Origin of the sequence: Romboutsia sp. Marseille-P6047 (assembly GCF_900604535.1) — a bacterium.
Lineage (GTDB): Bacteria > Bacillota > Clostridia > Peptostreptococcales > Peptostreptococcaceae > Romboutsia_E.
On sequence record NZ_UWOT01000002.1, the window covers coordinates 23,165 to 42,177 of the forward strand.

The following is a 19,013-nucleotide window of genomic DNA, read 5'->3' on the forward strand; positions in this document are numbered from 1 at the left end:
GTAAATGAAATTGAAAATCAATTACTTGGAGGAAAGATGAGTACAAAAAATAAAATAAAATTAACTTTAGATATAGCAATGGCTATCTTATTTATAACATTTTTTAAGAAAAATCTAATAAGCTTTAAATTCCATACGATGAGTGGATTAGTATTTGGAATATTTATACTTGCGCATATGATTTTAAATAGAAAATGGATAGTAAATATAAGTAAAAGACTATTTGACCGAAAAATAAAATTTAGAACTAAATTCTCATATTTGTTAAGTTTAATATTACTTATATCAATCATAACGATAATACTAAGTGGTGTGTTTATTATGAAGGCAAACACTTATGACAGAGTAATGTTTTGGAAGATGCTTCATTTTGGTGCATCATATTTATCGTTATCTTTAATAGGTATACACATAGGTATTTATTGGAGCTGGGTAATGAATATGTCAAAGAATGTATTTAAAATAAAAAAAGATACCAAAGTTACAAAGTTAATATCAACTTTAGTAGTTCTAATTATATTAGCGCTTGGATCTTATACTATTTATAGCCAAAAATACTTTACAAAAACTTACTCATGTTTAGAATATGTAGTACAACATATAAAACCACAGGATATAGATGGTGGAAATTCATATTATGGCGAACATGAGAAACCATCATTTATAAATGTAGCAAGCACATATGGATCAATATTATCAGTATTTTCAATTGCAACATACTATTGTGATAAGACTTTAAAGAAAAATAAAAAACATGTCTTAAAAATAAGCAAAGACATAGCTTAACTCATAAAATAATATATTATATAAAAAAACTGTTAATAAAATTTTATTAACAGTTTTTTTGTATAAAAATATATAATTATTACTTTATTGGTAAAGAGCTAATTAAAAGAGTTATATATTTATAAGCTCTTTCTTGTAAATTAAATTCACCATTACTTATGCACCATTCATGAAGTAAGCCTCTAGCAGCTGAAATTAAGTAAATATACATTTCATCTGCAGAAAGTTCTGTAGATAGTTCTCCTTTTTGTTGACCATCTAATATTATATGTTTAAGGATTTCGCCTAATTTTCCACTTCTATATTTATTCCAATCAGAGAATACAATTTTTAAGCCATCAACACCAAAATCTTCGTTATATTTAATATAATTTAAGAAAAAAACTTTTATTTTTGTAAGAGTATCTTTAGACTCTAATTCATAATTTATATTATTAGCAACCTCATTTTGATTACTTTCATAAGATGATACAAATAAATCACTTTTTGAAGGGAAATATAGATAAAATGTTCCTGTAGCAACACCACTTGCAGTACAAATATCTCTAACGCTTACATTTTCATATCCGTTTTCTCTGATAAGTTTCTTAGCACAAAATTGTATTTTGTTTTTTGTTTCTATAGCCTGGAGTTGTCTTTTTGTTAAGTTTTTTTTCATTTTTAAACTCTCCTATATTAAATTATGTAAATAATTTATTTATTTAATTATACAACTATAAAAAAATCATGTAAATACATAGAACTTAATAAAAATTTTATATTTAATATTGATAATAAGGTAAAAAATAGTTATAATGAACATGTTCAGTGAATGAGTTCATTATAACTATATATATATATAATGGTCTTAAATTAAAAATAAAGGATGTGAGTTAATGGATAGTAAGTTAAAAATAACTGAAACTGCTTTAAGAGACGGACATCAATCTTTAATGGCAACTAGGTTAAAAACAGATGAAATGATACCTATTTTAGAAACGATGGATAAAGTAGGATACTACTCAATGGAAGTTTGGGGTGGAGCAACATTTGACTCTTGTATAAGATTCTTAAATGAAGATCCATGGGAAAGATTAAGACTTATAAGAAAGCATGTTAAAAATACAAAGTTACAAATGCTACTTAGAGGACAAAATCTTTTAGGTTATAGAAACTACGCTGATGATACAGTAGAAAAATTTATAGAATTATCTATAAAAAATGGAATTGATATAATAAGAGTATTCGATGCATTAAATGATGTTAGAAACTTAGAAGCATCAATGAAAGCCATAAAGAAATATAATGGACACTGTCAATGTGCAATATCTTATACAACAAGTCCAGTACATACTACTGAGTACTATGTTGAATTAGTTAAAACTATGGAAAATATGGGTGCTGATTCTATATGTATAAAAGATATGGCAGGGGTACTTACACCATACAATGCATATGACTTAATAAAGAAATTAAAAGAAGTAACTGATTTGCCTTTAGAGCTACATACTCATTGTACAGGTGGTATAGCTGAAATGTTATATATGAAAGCTGTTGAGGCAGGTATAGATATAATCGATACAGCAATATCTCCATTATCTGGTGGTACTTCTCAGCCTCCAACTGAATCTTTAGCAATAGCTTTTGCTGAAATGGATAGAAATCCAGAATTAAATATGGAAGCTTTACTTGAAGTTGCAGAGTACTTTAAGCCAATAAGAGATAAGTATATGGCCGAAGGCGTACTTGATGCAAAGGTTTTACTAACAGATCCTCAAACATTAAAGTACCAAGTTCCGGGAGGAATGTTATCTAACCTTTTATCTCAAATGAAGCAACAAAATGCTGAAGATAAATATGAAGATGTACTTAACGAAGTACCAAGAGTTAGAAAAGACTTAGGATACCCACCACTTGTAACACCTTTAAGTCAAATGGTTGGAACACAAGCTTTATTCAATGTTTTAACAGGAGAAAGATATAAGTTAGTTCCAAAAGAAATAAAAGACTATGTAAAAGGATTATATGGTAAGGCTCCTGCATCAATAGATGAAGAAATTAAAAAGAAAATAATTGGAGATGATGAAGTAATAACTGTAAGACCTGCTGATTTAATAGCTCCTGAATTTGAAGCTATGAAAAAAGAAGCTGGTGAATTAGCTAAGACTGATGAAGATGTATTAGCTTATGCATTATTCCCTCAAGTAGCTCCAAAGTTCTTAGAATCTAAGTACAATGAATGTGCTACAACTGAAGAAGTTGATGAAAATGCTATACAATATATAACAGTAACTATGTAGAGAATAGGTGGTAAATATGAATATAACATTTATGGATGGTATATCTATCACAATATCAAGTATGACAATCGTTCTTTTAACTTTAGCTTTAATAGCTGTAGTACTTAGCTCATTTAAAGTTTTATTTAAAGAAAATAAAAAAGAAGAAGTTAAACCGGTTACTACAAATACAGTGATAGATGATAATGACGAAGAAGAAAGATTAGTAGCTTGCTTAACAGCATCTATAATGGCTGGAAATGGAAAGTTAAATCCAAACCTTCATATAAGAAGTATAAAAAGAGTAAAGTAATAATTAACTTACACTAACATGATTATAAAAAATATAAAAAATTAAAATCGAAATTATAAAATTATTTTTATGAAATGAAAGGGAGATTAAAATGAGTATAAAAGCTTATAACATAACATTAAACGGAAAAGTATATCAAGTTGAAGTAGAAGAAGTACAGCCAGGACAAAAGCCAGTTCAAACTGCTGCTCCAGCTCCTAAAGCAGCTCCAGTTTCAAATGGTGCTGGTGAAGATATAACTGCTCCAATGCCAGGAAGCATGTTCAACATATTAGTTAAAGAAGGACAAGCAGTTAAAAAAGGTGACGTAGTAGCTATACTTGAGGCAATGAAAATGGAAAATGAAATAATAGCTCCAGTTGATGGAACTATATCAACTATACATGTTGAAAAAGGACAAAACGTAAATCTTGGAGATGTAATATTAAAAATAGCATAGTATTAAAAAGCTAGAGGAGGAAGATGACATGGGTCAAATGTTAATGGATTTCGTAATGGAATCAGGGTTCGCACAAATGAACATTAAACAAGTAATAGTCATAGCTTTAGCATGCTTTTTCTTATACTTAGCTATTAGCAAAGGTTATGAACCATACTTACTTATACCAATAGCAACTGGTATGTTACTTGCAAATATGCCAGGTGTTGATTTAATGAAAGCTGCACATGATGGTGATAAAGGTGGATTATTCTACTATCTATATCAAGGTGTTAAACTTGGTATTTATCCACCACTTATATTCTTATGTATCGGAGCTGGAACAGATTTCGGTCCAATGATAGCTAATCCTAAGACAATGTTACTTGGAGGAGCTGCACAATTTGGTGTATTCTTTGCATTCTTAGGAGCGATAGCTCTTGGATTTACAGGACCACAAGCAGCATCTATAGGTATAATAGGTGGTGCAGATGGACCAACAGCTATACAATTAACTGGTGCGCTAGCTCCAGAATTATTAGGTACAATAGCGCTAGCTGCTTATTCTTATATGGCACTAGTACCAGTTATACAACCACCAATAATAAAAGCTTTAACTACTAAGGAAGAAAGAGCTATAAAAATGGAACAAACTAGAGTTGTTACTAAAAAAGAAAAGATAATATTCCCAATAGTAGTTATGATAATAGTTATAGGATTATTACCAACAGCAGCACCACTTGTAGGTATGTTAATGTTTGGTAACTTAATAAAAGAATCAGGATTAGTTCCTAAATTAGTAGAAACTGCTCAAAGTTCTTTAATGTATATAGTAACTATATTACTTGGATTATCAGTTGGAGCAACAACTAATGCAGATACATTATTAAGTGCTCAAACTTTAGGTATAATAGCAATGGGACTTGCTGCATTCTCAGTAGGTACAGCAGCAGGAGTTTTAGGCGGAAAGTTAATGTGTAAATTAACTAAAGGAAAAGTTAACCCAATGATAGGTGCAGCAGGAGTTTCAGCAGTACCAATGGCATCAAGAGTTGTTCAAAAGGTTGGGCAAGAAGAAAATCCTTCAAACTTCTTATTAATGCATGCTATGAGTCCAAATGTAGCAGGTGTTATAGGCTCTGCGGTAGCAGCTGGTATATTACTTAAGTTCTTTGCTTAATAATTAAATACTACAAAAAGGTAATTGATTTTATATAATAAATTATTATAAAATCAATTACCTTTTATTTTATATAATTACATTTCCATAGTCTTACTTTCTTTAATACTTGATTTTTTATCTAAATGAGTCATATATAATTTAGTTTCAGACACAACCACTGGAGACAAGAAAAGTAGTGCAATCAAGTTTGGCAAAGCCATTAATCCATTAGCAATATCAGCTATAATCCAAACTACTTCTAATCTTAAAAATGCTCCAAGTAAAACCATTAAAACAAATAAAGTTCTATATCCATTTATTCCTTTTACACCAAATAAAAATTCGAAACACCTTTCACCATAATAGCTCCAACCAAGTATTGTAGTAAAGGCAAATAAACTTAAACTAAGAGTTAAGAATAAAGGGCCAATTGTAGGTAAAATACTTTTAAAGGCAGCTTGAGTCATTAATGCACCGTTAAAATCAGATTTCCAAACACCTGATAATATGAGGGCTAAACCTGTAAGTGTACAAATGATTAAGCTATCTATAAAAGTACCCGTCATGGAGATAAGTCCTTGTTCAGCAGGCCATTCTGTTTTAGCAGCAGCTGCAGATATTGGAGCACTACCAAGACCTGATTCATTAGAAAATACACCTCTAGCAATACCATTTCTAATTGCCATAGATACAGTTGCACCTAAAAAACCACAAAATGCAGCTGTGGTATTAAATGCACCTTTTATTATTAAAGAAAATGCTATTGGTATTTCTTTAATATAAGTTCCTAATATCAATAAGCATAGCACTATATAAGCTATAGACATAAAAGGAACTACTTTAGTAGCAACTTTAGAAATACTTTGAAGTCCTCCAAATACTACCAATGAAACTAAAACAGCAAGCACTATGCCTGTTACTTTAGGGTTAATACCCAAACTTCCTTTTATAGCATCTGTAATAGCATTAACTTGTGTGAATGTACCTATACCAAGTAAAGCTACTAATATACCACTAAAAGCGAAAAACATAGCTAGAGGTTTATATTTTTTACCCATACCATTTAAGATATAGTACATAGGTCCTCCAGAAATTTGACCGTTTTTATCTTTAGTTCTATATTTTATTGCTAGAACACCTTCAGCATACTTAGTAGCCATACCGAAGAATGCAGCAACCCACATCCAAAATAGTGCACCAGGTCCACCAGCCTTTACTGCTGTAGCAACACCAACAATATTACCTGTACCAACAGTAGCTGCAAGTGCAGTGCATAGTGCACCGAAACTTGAAATATCGCCACTACCATCATTTTCAGCAAAAAAGATTAGTTTTAAAGCTTTAGGTAATTTGGTAATTTGTAAAAAATTTAATTTAAAAGTAAAAAATATACCAGTACCTACTAAAAGAATAAGTAAAGGTGGCCCCCATATAAATGAGTCAATATTGTTTAATAGATCAATTAAATTCATAAAAACATTCCTCCATAATATTATTTTATGCTTTACAAAATCAATGAGGTTTTAAATGAACTAATTGACAGGAATTTAATATAAAATATTAATAATTTTAATGCAATAAAAAAAGCTAAATCTATATGACTTAGCTCTGGATATGCATGGAAACTATAATTTTAGTTATTATATATAAATTAAAATTATAAATAATACTTAGTTAAACTAAAGTAATTATAATAATTTATAGATACTAACATAAATAATAGTATAATCCCTGTCCTTTTGCCTGAGAGATTGAGCATAAGCCTTGCCCCTTCGGCGCCCTTTAATGGGTCTCTCCAGAGTTTCCTAAGCTTTACAGTCCTACTTATAAAAGTTCCTGAGAGTGTTACTCCTTCGGCGTATCTAAACGATAACTCTTCTATAAAGCTTCAACGGATATTGATTTGTTATAGCACTTATTTATTAGTAATCGTATACAATATTTAGAAATATGTCAATAAGATTAATAAAAATTAAATATAGGGAAAGTGAAACAAGGTATGAAAGATCAAAAATTTTAAATATAAAACATTTTTTCTTGATAAGGTAAAACAGGTATAGTAACATATTTTCATAGATAGAATATAAAAAATAATAATCTAAGGAGAGAGAAAAAATGGGCTTTCGTAGCAAAATAAAAGAGGCAAAACGAATTGTAGTAAAGGTTGGGACATCGACTCTTACATACGATAATGGAAATATTAATTTAAATAGAATTGAGAAATTAACAAGAGTATTATCAGATATAGTTAATTCAGGGAAAGAAGTGACTCTTGTAAGTTCTGGTGCTATAGGTGTTGGAGTAAGTAAACTAAATTTAAAAGAAAAGCCCAAAGATATAAGAGAAAAGCAAGCATTATCTGCAGTTGGACAATGTGAATTAATGCATATATATAGTAAATTTTTTGGAGAATATAGCCACACAGTAGGTCAAGTATTGTTAACAAGAGATGTTATAGAAGATGATCGAATTAAAAATAATGTTTGCAATACTTTCGATATACTTTTAGAAAAAAAAATAATACCTATAGTTAATGAAAATGATACTATATCTATAGATGAAATAGAAAATATAGTTAATTTTGGAGATAACGATAACCTATCAGCTATAGTATCTTTATTAATAAATGCAGATTTATTGATAATATTATCAGACATAGATGGATTTTATGATAGTGATCCAAGACACAATAATAATGCAAAATTAATTAGCGAAATAGAAGAAATAACAGAGGAGCTAGAGGCATGTGCAGGTGGAGCTGGAAGTGATTTAGGAACTGGCGGAATGGCTACTAAATTGATAGCTGCTAAAAAATCCACGGAACAAGGTATAGATATGATTCTAGCCAATGGTAAAGATCCAGAAATAATTTTAGATATCTTAAATGGAAAAGAGATAGGAACTTTATTTGTGGGAAAAAGAAAATAAATTTAGGGGGAAAAATATGAGTAATTTATTAGTCATAGGTAAAAGTGCAAAAGATGCATCTTATGAATTAGGAGTTTTATCAACAAAAGAAAAAGATAATGCTCTTACTTTAATGTCAGAAGAGCTTATAAATAGTAAATCAGAAATATTAGATGCTAATCGTAAAGATATAGAAAATGCGAAAAACAAAGGAATATCAGAATCACTACTAGACAGGTTAGTTTTAAGTGATGAAAGAATAAATGAAATGGCAAAAGGTCTTAAGGAGATAGTAAATTTACAAGATCCAGTTGGGGAAGTTGCATCTATGTGGCAAAGACCTAATGGTATTCAAATTGGTCAAAAAAGAGTTCCAATAGGAGTTATAGGTATAATTTATGAATCTAGACCGAATGTAACGTGTGATGCAGCAGGTCTTTGTTTAAAGACAGGAAATGCATCTATATTAAGAGGAGGAAGTGATGCTATAAATTCTAATAAAGCGATAGTAAAAGCTTTAAAAAAGGGAATAGAAAGAGCAGGGCTTCCAACAAACTCAATACAACTTATAGAAGATACATCTAGAAGTGTTGCAACAGAGATGATGAGGCTAAATGAATTTATAGATGTATTAATACCTAGAGGCGGAGCAGGACTTATACAATCTGTAGTAAAGAATGCTACAGTACCGGTAATAGAAACTGGAACAGGTAATTGTCATATATATGTAGATGAAACAGCAGATTTTGATATGGCTAAAAATATTATAATAAATGCTAAAACATCTAGACCAGGCGTATGTAATGCAGCAGAAAAATTATTAGTAAATGAAAAGATAGCAAAAGAGTTTTTGCCAATGATAGTAAAAGAGCTTAGAGAAAAAAATGTATTAGTAAAAGGTGATGAAATATCAAAATCTATAGTTAACGATATAGATTTTGTCAATGATGAGTGGAATATAGAATATTTAGACTATATAATAGCTATAAAGGTTGTAAAAAATCTAGATGAAGCAATATCTCATATAAATAAATATGGAACAGGACATTCAGAATGTATAGTTACAGAAAGCTACAAAAACTCTCAAAAATTCTTACAAAGAGTAGATGCAGCAGCAGTTTATGTAAATGCATCAACTAGATTTACAGATGGATCAGAGTTTGGATTTGGAGCAGAGATAGGAATAAGCACACAGAAATTACATGCTAGAGGACCAATGGGATTAAAAGAATTAACTACTATAAAATACATTATTTATGGTAATGGTCAAGTTAGATAAAAAATAGGCTTGCTCAAATAAATTTTGAGTAAGCCTATTTTTTAATTATTTTCAACTAATTCAACTGTTAATTGACTTTCTTTTTTTGCTTCATCAATTTTACTTATATACTTTTGAGATATTTTAGTTAATATAAATGCTACAAATAAACATGAAATAATTTTATCAACCATGTTACTTACTAATCTAGGTATAAAAACGCCACTAAAAATTATTTCGTTTGATCTAGATAATATAGCTAATAATAGACTAGATCCATTACTATTAAGTTCTCCAAATAGATATAAAGAAATTGGAGTACTAATTAAAGGACATATTATAGACAGTATAACCCCAACAATAGAAGCTTCTTTATAAGAAAAGCCTTTCTTATTAGAAATAAATCCAACTATTAAGCCTAAGGCAATGTTAGCAAGAATATATGAGTATGTAAGAGGATTTGAGACAAAACCTAATATAATATTTGATAATCCACCAATAAGAGCACCTAAAATTGGACCTAATGTTACTGCACCGAATATTGTGCCTACAGTATCTAAAAATAATAACGGAATATTTAAAACTTGTACAAATAATCCTAAGATAATATTAATAAAAATACAAAATATAAATGTAATAGACTTATTTTTCATATAACCACCCCTTTAGGATAAAGTGTAGATTAAAGAGAATAATAACTGAAATTGCAATTTTTTATACTAAGATATATAACCATCAGTATTTATTATGGATAGTTATTTTAAGGATAAATATATATATATATTTGGAATTAAAAGTAATAATATGTAGAAATATAACAGATATTAATTTATATATTTTTTTACTAGATGACTTATTTATACTAAACATATGAACATAGTAATGGTAGAATAATAAAGAAAGTCAAAAATGTATATTAGATTTAAGTTTTGATAGATTTTAGCGATGAAAATAGAAAGGAATACCTTATGAGAAAAATATTAGTTTTAGCAGAAAAACCTTCAGTAGGTAGAGATATAGCTAGAGTATTAGGTTGTAAAAATGACAAGAATGGATATATAGAAGGTCCTAAATATATAGTTACATGGGCTTTAGGACATCTAGTAACCTTAGCAGACCCAGAGAGTTATGATGAAAAATATAGAAATTGGAATATAGAGGATCTACCAATACTTCCAAAATATTTAAAAACTGTTGTAATAAAAAAAACTAGTAAACAATTTAATGTAGTAAAATCACAAATGAATAGAGATGATGTAAATGAAATTGTAATTGCAACTGATGCAGGAAGGGAAGGAGAGCTTGTTGCAAGATGGATAATAGATAAAGTTAAAACAAGTAAGCCATTAAAAAGACTTTGGATATCATCTAATACTGACAAGGCTATTAAAGATGGTTTCAACAAGTTAAAAGATGGAAAAGAATATGATAATTTATATTATTCAGCAATAGCAAGGTCAGAGGCTGACTGGGTAGTTGGTATAAATGCAACTAGAGCTTTAACAACTAAGTACAATGCTCAACTTTCTTGTGGTAGAGTACAAACTCCAACATTAGGTATGATATTAAAAAGAGAAGACGAAATAAGAAAATTTAAACCTAAAGATTATTATGGTATAGAAGTTAATACTATTAAAGGGAATAGTAAATTAAAATTTATATGGCAAGATAATAAAAATAAAAGTGAATCAACATTTAGTGAAAATAAAATAAACTCTATTATTGAAAAGATAAATGACAATAAATTAAAACTAATTGAAGTAAGTGAAAGCACGAAGAAGAAATATTCTCCTCAGCTATACGATTTAACTGAATTACAAAGAGATGCAAATAGAATATTTGGTTATTCAGCTAAAGAAACATTATCTATAATGCAAAAGCTATATGAACACCATAAAATACTTACTTATCCAAGAACAGATTCTAGGTATTTAACTGAAGATATAGTAGATACCTTAAAAGATAGAATAAAAGCGGTAAATGTAAGTGACTATACTAGAATTTGTACAAAATTATTAAAATCTAAATTAATAGGAAATAAATCATTTGTAGATGATTCTAAGGTAAGTGATCACCACGCAATAATACCAACAGAAGAAAGAGTATTTTTAGGCGATTTAAGTGATAAGGAAAGAAAGATTTATGATTTAGTAGTAAAGAGATTTTTAAGTGTATTATGTCCTCCATATGAATATGTTCAAACGATAGCTATAGGTGAAATAGAAGGTGAACAGTTTTCGTTAAAAGGAAATAAAATAATTAACTTAGGGTGGAAAGAAAACTATAAAGATATAGATGATGAAGAGGATTATGATAGTATACCTGATTTAAAGAAAGGCGATATATTAGATATAAGTAGGATCAATAAAACTAGTGGAAAAACTAATCCTCCATCATATCTAAATGAAGGTACACTTCTTACATCTATGGAAAAGAATAACTTAGGTACAGTGGCAACTAGAGCAGATATAATAGAAAAATTATTTAATTCATTTTTAGTAGAGAAAAAAGGAAAAGAGATACACATAACATCTAAAGGAAGACAATTGTTAGACTTAGTCCCAAGTGATTTAAAAACACCAGAACTTACAGCAAAATGGGAATGTAAGCTAAATCACATTTCGAAAGGAAAACTAAGTAAAGATGTATTTTTAAAGGAAATAAATAATTATTCTAAAGATATTGTTAAAGAAATAAAAAATAGTGATAATAAATTTAAGCATGATAATTTAACGAGAAATAAGTGTCCAGAATGTGGTAAATATATGCTTGAGGTAAATGGAAAGAAAGGGAAAATACTAGTTTGTGAAGATAGAGAATGTAATACTAGAAAGACTATTTCACAAGTTACTAATTCTAGATGCCCAAATTGCCATAAAAAGTTAGAATTAAAAGGTGAAGGTGACGGAAGAATTTTTGTTTGTAAATGTGGATATAGAGAAAAGTTATCAGCATTTAATAAGCGTAAAAAAGAAGAAAAAAACAAAGCATCTAAAAAAGATATAAAAAAGTATTTAAAAAATCAAAATAAAAATGATGAAGCTTTTAATAACCCATTTGCAGAAGCTCTTTTAAAATTAAAAAAATAATATAAAATATGGTATATGGAAATTAAAGCATCAATTTCTATATACCATATTTTTTATGCGTAATTATGCTATACTTTTTATAGGAATTATAAGTAAGGAGGTACTTATATATAATAAATTTATGGGGATATTAAACGATATGAAAACTCAAATTATTACGTATAATACTTTAGAAGATGAAGTAATTAAAGATGATTTAAGCATGCTCATCAAATCCTTTACTAAATTATGTTAAAGAGGTATTGTAATGAAAAATAAAAAAATCATAAAGTGTTTTTTAATTGTTATTTATAGTATATATTTAGCTTCTTCGGTTTACTTTTTTAAAGAGAATGAAATGCAAAAAATAATCACAATAGGGCTTTGTATAATAGGTACCATAGCATTAAGTATAATAAATATAAAATATAATAAGCTTTTAGATAATGGTATATTTGTGAATTTAACGTTTTTTATTTTTATATCTGTATTACTTGGAACTTGTTTTAAATTCTACAATATAAATCATTATGATGATTTTTTACACTTATATTCAGGAATAATTACATGTAATATAGCATATTTAATTATTAAGTATTTTAATAATAGTGAAAATATAAATAATATGAATATAATTTTTATAATTACTTTTTTATTTATGTTTGTAATGGGAATTGCAAGTATGTGGGAAATATTAGAATTTACTATAGATAGTTTATTCGGAATGCATACACAAATTGGTGGATTAAAAGATACTATGATTGATATGATTGATGCACTTATAGGTTCTATAATATCTATACCATATTTCACCTTAAAATTAAAAAATAAGAATATCTCAAATTAATTTGAGATATTCTTATTTTTATTTATAAATATTATGATGTAAACTCAATTTCATCATTTAAAGTTCCTTGTATATATGCATCTATAGATTGAGAAATTCTCTTAGCGGCAACTACAGCTTCTATAACTGTACTTGCACCATGGGCAACATCTCCACATGCAAATACACCTTCTCTTGTTGTTTGTCCAAATTCATTAGTATGTAAAAGACCTCCTCTTTTTACATCTAATCCTTTATTATTAACTACTATATTATTTTTAGCTTCTTGACTAACTGCAATTAAAATAGAATCACACTCAACTAATTTTTCACTATTTTCGATAGTAATAAGTGAAGTAGAACCATCCTCATTAGTTACTTTTTTTGTATCAGCAAGTATTATACCTTCATCTACTATTTCAACAGGTGATTTAAAAGTATCAAATAAAACACCTTCATTTTTAGCATCATTAATTTCATGCTTAGTAGCAGTCATATCTTCAAAATCACGTCTATATGTTATATATACTTCTTTAGCTCCATAGTGCTTTGCACTTCTAGCTGCATCCATAGCAACATTACCAGCACCTATTATTACAACTTTTTCACCTAAGTCATAAAGGTGAGGACTCTTTAAATAGTTTATGGCATAATGACAATGACCAAAAGTTTCACCCTTAATATTCAATCTTTTTGGATTCCAAACACCTGTACCTATAAATATAGCTTTATATCCATCTTCAAAAAGCTTATCTAAAGTTACAACAGGTCCAACTAAAGAATTTATTTTTATCTTTATACCATATTCTTTTAATCTTGTACCAAGTAAATTAATTATATTTTCAGGCAGTCTAAAACTTGGTATACCATAAGTTAATACTCCGCCTATTTTTTCATTTTTCTCAAAAATAGTAACATCATATCCCTTTTTAGCTAAATCAAAAGCAACTGTTATTCCAGCTGGACCAGAACCAACTATAGCTACTTTTAAATTATTAGACTCGGGTTTTGTAATTTTCATATTTTTTAAATATTCAAATGAAATTTCTTTTTCTATATCATAAAAATGCACAGGTTCACCTTTTATACCTCTTATGCAGTTACCACTACATTGATTCTCGTGTGGGCATACAATTGCACATATAGAAGATAAGGGATTATTTTCAAAAAGTATTTTACCCGCTTCTTCGAAATTATTTTCTTTAAAAAGTTTTATTATTTCTGGAATTGGAGTATTAATTGGACAATTTTTTTGACATCTAGCGTTTTTACATAAAAGACAATTATTTGCTTCATTTAAAAGATTATTCATAATATCCCCCTTGTAGTATTAATTTTATTATTTAGATTATATTATATCAAAAAAGTAAAGTGAAATTTAATTTATATTTTAACAAAGATAAAAGATAAATGTATATTTTGTTTTTTAACTACTATAGTTTACTAAATATGTATATTTTAGTAATATTATATATGATATTGTAAAAAAAGATAAATAGTACTGCTTAGGAGGAATCATAATTGTTTAAAAAGCTTTTTAGTTTAATTAATAAGAAAAAACAAACAGAAAATTTAAAAGAGGTTAGCAATAATATAGAAGTTGTTAATGCAGAAAATGAAGTTTCTATAGCTGAAATTAATGAAGAAAAATTAGAAACAGACAAATTACTTAAAGTAAAAATTAATGAAGATAGTAAAAAAGACGCAGAAGAAATTATATCGAAAGAAGAAATGGATAATGTAAAGAAATTCTTACAAGAAAATGAGGAATATATAAAAAATATTAAAATAAATAGAGGTCGAGGAATAAGGGCTATAGATTTATATAGTGAAGAAGTATTAGAGTTTAATACATACAAGGAGTGTAGCAGAAAATTAAAAGTACCACTGTCATACATAAAGGAAAATTTAAAATATGGACATACAGATTATATGGGAAGTGCAATTAATTATCTAAAAGAATCTCTTGGAGAATCAATGGAAGATGAAAGCGAGTATTTAAATAGCAATAAAACTCCAATTGAATTATTTAATTATTTAAATGATAAAATATTTTCAAATAAAATTTCTGAAGAAAAAAGAGAAGAAATTCTATCAAGTGATAAAATTGAACCGTTGAAGATGCATTATAAATTTGAGTGTATAGATAAAGAATACGATGATTACTTTACAAAGTATGGGACTATAATTAAAAGAGGTGGAAATAAAAAAATTGAGTTAGTGAATCAAAAAGGAGAAGTAATTGAAGTATTTAAGTCTTTAGTAAGTTGTTGTGATTACTTAAATAAAGATAAAAATGAAATTACTTATAAATTAAAACATGGATATAACAAAGTTGGTAGATATGAAATAAGATATAGTTTAAGGAATATATAATTCATAATAAATTCATCTTACTTTCATTTAGTATTCACACTTTCTGATAATAAATAATGTAATATAAATATAGAATAAATTTTTAGGAGGAACTTATGTCAGAAGATAAGGGTGTAAGAGAAAATAAAGAAGATTTAGTAGTTGAATCTACTGACTCTATAAATTATATAGACAAAACTAATAAGAAAAAGAAAAGATTAAAAAAAGTAAATATAAAAAAAGATATAGTTAAAAAAGTAATATCATTTACTCTAGTAGGTGTTATTTGCTTAGTAATAGGATTTACATATGGTAAAAGTGTAGGTAGAGGTTTACCAGCCACTTCAAAGACGTACAGTAAAGGTAAGGTATATGCTACAGTTGGAGATACCTCTATTACAGGTAAACAGCTACAATCAATGATGGATCCATACTTCTATTTACAAGGAAATACCAAGTTAAGTGATGAAGAGATAGAATCATATGAATATAGTATGTTAGATTATATGACTACTGTAGAAGCTATGTATAAAGAGGCAATAGCAAATGATGTTAGTATTACAGATGATGAGGTAGATTCTGAATATGAAAGTACAATGAGTTCAATAGAGTATCAGTTTGGAATGACAGAAGATGAGTATTTAAAAGAATTTAATATGACTGAGAAGTCTCTTAAAGAAGAATTAAAAAAAGAATTAATTGCTATAAAATACTTAGAAGAATCAACAGAGGTAACTGAAGAAGAAGCTCAAAATTATTATGATAAAAATAAAGATGAATTTTTAGAGGTTAAAGCATCACATATATTAATAAAAACAACTGATGATGATGGAAATGAATTAAGTGATGAAGAAAAAGAAAAGGCCAAATTAAAAGCTGAAGAAATATTAAAAAAGGCAAAAGATGGAGAAGATTTTGCTTCTTTAGCTAAGGAATACTCAGAAGACAGTAGTGCAACAGATGGTGGAGACTTAGGATTTTTTAAATCTGGTGATATGGTAGAAGAGTTTGAAAAAGCAGCATTTTCTTTAGGAAATGGTCAAATTTATGATGAGGTTGTAGAAACTGATTATGGATATCATATAATTATAAAGACTGATGAACAATATTCTTCATTTGATGATGAAAAAGAGTCTTTAATAAGTGAATTATCTTATAATAAACAAAATACATTAATAGACGATGTACTAGAAAAATATGAGGTAGAAATAAAAGAATAATTTTAAAAAAATAAGGTGACTTAATATATTAGTTACCTTATTTTTATTATACGATTATAAAAAATGTATAAGTTTATGATATTATAAAATGTATAAAGGGAGATGAGATTGTGATTAAAAAAAAGAGCGATTTATTCATTGAGGATGGAAACTTAAGAAATGGAAAAGGTAATGTAAAAAGGGAGCATATAATTAAGGGAGATGAATTTAAGGGAAAAGGAAAACTTTTTGCTAAAATTACAATACCAAAAGGTAATTCTATAGGGATGCATGATCATACTGAAGATTTTGAAGTATATTATATTTTAAGAGGAACAGGGCAAGTCTTAGATAATGGTGATCTTATTCAAGTTAATGAAGGTGATGTAATATATACTGCAGATGGAAATGAACATTATATAGAAAACATAGGAAACGAGGATTTAGAGTTAATAGCATTAGTTTTATATGAATAAATAAATGCTCTGGTATTCCAGAGCATTATTTAAATAGATTTGCCTAAGGGAAGTTAAGACTAATTAGTTAGATAGAGGCTAGAACACTTATTATATTTATATCAATATAAACAATGATAAATTTATATAATATAAAAAAACTATGGTGGGTGATGTCATATTTATATGGTTATCATGATATAGTAAAATATAGTACTGCTTATAACCTTAGGCAATTCTAGTAATATTATTTTAACCAAAATCTACTTTATTTATTATATTTTAAATTTAGTTATTATAGATTCTAGTTCATCATTATCCTCATCTATCCAAGTATAAAAATCTTTTTTCTTGTTATTAACAGCGGTTCCTATTTCAAATAATAATTTTGGCAAATCTGTAGCTTTGAAATCACCTATAAATCTACCCAGTCTAGTTTTACCTAATTTGAAATCGCCATCAACAAACACTCCAAAAGCATCTACTAATTGTCCATCGGATTTTTTCTTTTTACCAGTTAATCCAATGGCTCCTATTTGGTGCACACCGCATGAATTCATACAACCTGATATATATATTCTAGGAATAGCATTTAGTATATCGTCATTTCCATTATCTTTAAAAAATGATATTATATCTTGTAACATTTGTTGGCTATTTTGAATTCCAATTTGACAAATTGGAACGCCTATACAAGCTACACTTTTTTCTATGCTAGTATTCCCACTTATATTAGTAGTTATCTCAAGGATTTTTTTTGCTTCATTTCCATCAAGATTTATAATATATAAGCCTTCTGTCATTGCTAATCTAATCATAGGGTTTTTACATTTATCCAATTCATATAACAAAGATTTCAAATCTCTAAGAGATAAAAGACCTCCAATAGGGTGGATATAAACAGCATATCTTCCTTGTTGTTTTTGTTTTATTAATCTAGTGTTGAAAATATCTAATTCAGTGCCACCTTCATCATATTTTATTGGTTCAGGATTAAGATCGAGGCCACCTTTTTCTTTTTCTTTAGCAACATATTCTTTGAAAATTTTTAAAAATTCATCTTCTCCTAGATTGCTAACCATATATCTTACTCTTGCTCTACTATGATTTTTATAGTCTCCATGATCCATAAACATTTTAGTAAGACCTTCAACATAATAAAGTGCATCTGATGGTTTAATTAATTCATCTAATTGTAGAGAAACCGATGGATTTTGTCCTAACCCACCACCAACAAATACTTTAAAATATGGTTGATTATCTTTTATTGTAGCTATAAATCCTAAGTCTTGTACTGTACAGTGAGCAGTATCACTTTCGCAATTAGAGTATGAAACTTTTAATTTTCTAGGTAAATGATAAGTTGTAATTTTATTTATAAAATGATTATCTGTAGCTATAGAGTAAGGCGCTACATCAAAAGCTTCATTCTTATCAACTCCAGACAAAGGAGATAAACCAACATTTCTAGGGAAATTACCTCCACCACCTCTAGTAAATATATTATTATTTATTCCTTCTTCCATAATGTTGCAAATAGCATCAATATCTAATCCGTGTAATTGTATAGCTTGTCTAGTTGTCAAATGTATATGGCTTAAGTTATGCTTATTTGCCATTTGGTAGATAGTATGTAGTTGAGAACGAGATAACACACCAGAAGAAACTCTAAGTCTAATCATGAAAGACTTTTGATCTCTTTGTGCATAAACTCCATATCCGCCTGAAAATCTTTTATATTCCATTTTAGGTATTTCACCATTAAAAAACTTTAAAGAAAATTCTTTAAAATTAGGAATTTCTTTTAATAATTTTTCTTTTAAATTATCCATTTTTACACCTCAACTATATATTTGTTTCAAAATATATTATTTACGTTAAAGGTATAAATATTATATATACTTATTTTAAAGTTAAAAATATATTATATATAAAAGACGTGATATAATTAAATAAAAGAAATAAACTAGTAGTATTTTGTTTTAAGTTTTTACTTTATGGTTTATAA

General features: G+C 27.8%; 17 protein-coding genes and 1 riboswitch. Of the genes, 12 read left to right on the forward strand and 5 right to left on the reverse strand.

Features of this window, described 5'->3' with window-relative positions; all coding sequences use genetic code 11:
• Positions 1-36: 36 nt before the first annotated feature.
• Positions 37-786 (forward strand): DUF4405 domain-containing protein, encoded by a 750-nt coding sequence (locus tag EIH23_RS02025; protein ID WP_122638554.1) that lies wholly within the window; start codon positions 37-39, stop codon positions 784-786.
• A 79-nt stretch (positions 787-865) separates the two neighbouring features.
• On the opposite strand, the gene EIH23_RS02030 is transcribed toward EIH23_RS02025, so the two are convergent.
• On the reverse strand, positions 866-1,444 hold the full coding sequence (locus EIH23_RS02030) for a TetR/AcrR family transcriptional regulator (RefSeq protein WP_122638555.1): 579 nt from the start codon (positions 1,442-1,444) through the stop codon (positions 866-868).
• A 217-nt stretch (positions 1,445-1,661) separates the two neighbouring features.
• Between EIH23_RS02030 and EIH23_RS02035 the strand changes: the two genes are divergently transcribed.
• The 4 genes from EIH23_RS02035 to EIH23_RS02050 all read left to right on the forward strand — a co-directional run bounded on the left by EIH23_RS02035 (position 1,662) and on the right by EIH23_RS02050 (position 4,955).
• Positions 1,662-3,065, forward strand: coding sequence for an oxaloacetate decarboxylase subunit alpha (locus EIH23_RS02035; RefSeq protein WP_122638556.1), 1,404 nt, complete (start codon positions 1,662-1,664; stop codon positions 3,063-3,065).
• A gap of 16 nt (positions 3,066-3,081) precedes the next feature.
• On the forward strand, positions 3,082-3,357 hold the full coding sequence (locus EIH23_RS02040; RefSeq protein ID WP_122638557.1) for an OadG family protein: 276 nt from the start codon (positions 3,082-3,084) through the stop codon (positions 3,355-3,357).
• Between the two features lie 91 nt (positions 3,358-3,448).
• The gene (locus EIH23_RS02045) at positions 3,449-3,796 is read left to right on the forward strand and encodes a biotin/lipoyl-containing protein (RefSeq protein ID WP_207734804.1); all 348 of its coding nucleotides are present in this window, start codon (positions 3,449-3,451) and stop codon (positions 3,794-3,796) included.
• Positions 3,797-3,824: 28 nt separating this feature from the next.
• Positions 3,825-4,955 (forward strand): sodium ion-translocating decarboxylase subunit beta, encoded by a 1,131-nt coding sequence (locus EIH23_RS02050; RefSeq protein ID WP_122638558.1) that lies wholly within the window; start codon positions 3,825-3,827, stop codon positions 4,953-4,955.
• A 77-nt stretch (positions 4,956-5,032) separates the two neighbouring features.
• Here the strand turns inward: EIH23_RS02050 and EIH23_RS02055 are convergent, their stop codons facing one another.
• The gene (locus tag EIH23_RS02055; RefSeq protein ID WP_122638559.1) at positions 5,033-6,409 is read right to left on the reverse strand and encodes an alanine/glycine:cation symporter family protein; all 1,377 of its coding nucleotides are present in this window, start codon (positions 6,407-6,409) and stop codon (positions 5,033-5,035) included.
• Positions 6,410-6,658: 249 nt separating this feature from the next.
• Positions 6,659-6,746: riboswitch (glycine riboswitch) on the reverse strand.
• Positions 6,747-7,052: 306 nt separating this feature from the next.
• Between EIH23_RS02055 and proB the strand changes: the two genes are divergently transcribed.
• Both proB and EIH23_RS02065 read left to right on the forward strand, forming a co-directional pair.
• Positions 7,053-7,865: a glutamate 5-kinase gene (gene proB / locus EIH23_RS02060; protein ID WP_122638560.1), complete on the forward strand. Its 813-nt coding sequence runs from the start codon at positions 7,053-7,055 to the stop codon at positions 7,863-7,865.
• A 16-nt stretch (positions 7,866-7,881) separates the two neighbouring features.
• Positions 7,882-9,123 (forward strand): glutamate-5-semialdehyde dehydrogenase, encoded by a 1,242-nt coding sequence (locus tag EIH23_RS02065; protein ID WP_122638561.1) that lies wholly within the window; start codon positions 7,882-7,884, stop codon positions 9,121-9,123.
• A gap of 41 nt (positions 9,124-9,164) precedes the next feature.
• Here EIH23_RS02065 and EIH23_RS02070 read toward each other — a convergent pair whose 3' ends face one another.
• The gene (locus tag EIH23_RS02070; RefSeq protein WP_122638562.1) at positions 9,165-9,755 is read right to left on the reverse strand and encodes a CD3073 family putative ECF transporter S component; all 591 of its coding nucleotides are present in this window, start codon (positions 9,753-9,755) and stop codon (positions 9,165-9,167) included.
• A 315-nt stretch (positions 9,756-10,070) separates the two neighbouring features.
• Here EIH23_RS02070 and EIH23_RS02075 point away from each other — a divergent pair, with 315 nt between their 5' ends.
• Both EIH23_RS02075 and EIH23_RS02080 read left to right on the forward strand, forming a co-directional pair.
• Positions 10,071-12,191, forward strand: coding sequence for a DNA topoisomerase III (locus EIH23_RS02075; protein ID WP_122638563.1), 2,121 nt, complete (start codon positions 10,071-10,073; stop codon positions 12,189-12,191).
• Positions 12,192-12,438: 247 nt separating this feature from the next.
• Positions 12,439-13,017: a hypothetical protein gene (locus EIH23_RS02080; RefSeq protein WP_122638564.1), complete on the forward strand. Its 579-nt coding sequence runs from the start codon at positions 12,439-12,441 to the stop codon at positions 13,015-13,017.
• A gap of 31 nt (positions 13,018-13,048) precedes the next feature.
• On the opposite strand, the gene EIH23_RS02085 is transcribed toward EIH23_RS02080, so the two are convergent.
• Complete coding sequence (locus EIH23_RS02085) at positions 13,049-14,308, reverse strand: NAD(P)-dependent oxidoreductase (RefSeq protein ID WP_122638565.1); 1,260 nt, start codon at positions 14,306-14,308, stop codon at positions 13,049-13,051.
• A gap of 209 nt (positions 14,309-14,517) precedes the next feature.
• Here EIH23_RS02085 and EIH23_RS02090 point away from each other — a divergent pair, with 209 nt between their 5' ends.
• From EIH23_RS02090 to EIH23_RS02100, 3 genes are all read left to right on the forward strand, one after another.
• The gene (locus EIH23_RS02090) at positions 14,518-15,372 is read left to right on the forward strand and encodes a hypothetical protein (protein ID WP_122638566.1); all 855 of its coding nucleotides are present in this window, start codon (positions 14,518-14,520) and stop codon (positions 15,370-15,372) included.
• Between the two features lie 95 nt (positions 15,373-15,467).
• Positions 15,468-16,571 carry a peptidylprolyl isomerase gene (locus tag EIH23_RS02095; protein ID WP_122638567.1) on the forward strand — a complete coding sequence of 368 codons (1,104 nt, stop codon included), beginning with the start codon at positions 15,468-15,470 and terminating at the stop codon, positions 16,569-16,571.
• Between the two features lie 110 nt (positions 16,572-16,681).
• The gene (locus EIH23_RS02100) at positions 16,682-17,026 is read left to right on the forward strand and encodes a cupin domain-containing protein (protein WP_122638568.1); all 345 of its coding nucleotides are present in this window, start codon (positions 16,682-16,684) and stop codon (positions 17,024-17,026) included.
• A gap of 254 nt (positions 17,027-17,280) precedes the next feature.
• Here the strand turns inward: EIH23_RS02100 and EIH23_RS02105 are convergent, their stop codons facing one another.
• Complete coding sequence (locus tag EIH23_RS02105; RefSeq protein ID WP_122638569.1) at positions 17,281-18,837, reverse strand: nitrite/sulfite reductase; 1,557 nt, start codon at positions 18,835-18,837, stop codon at positions 17,281-17,283.
• Between the last annotated feature and the right edge of the window lie 176 nt (positions 18,838-19,013).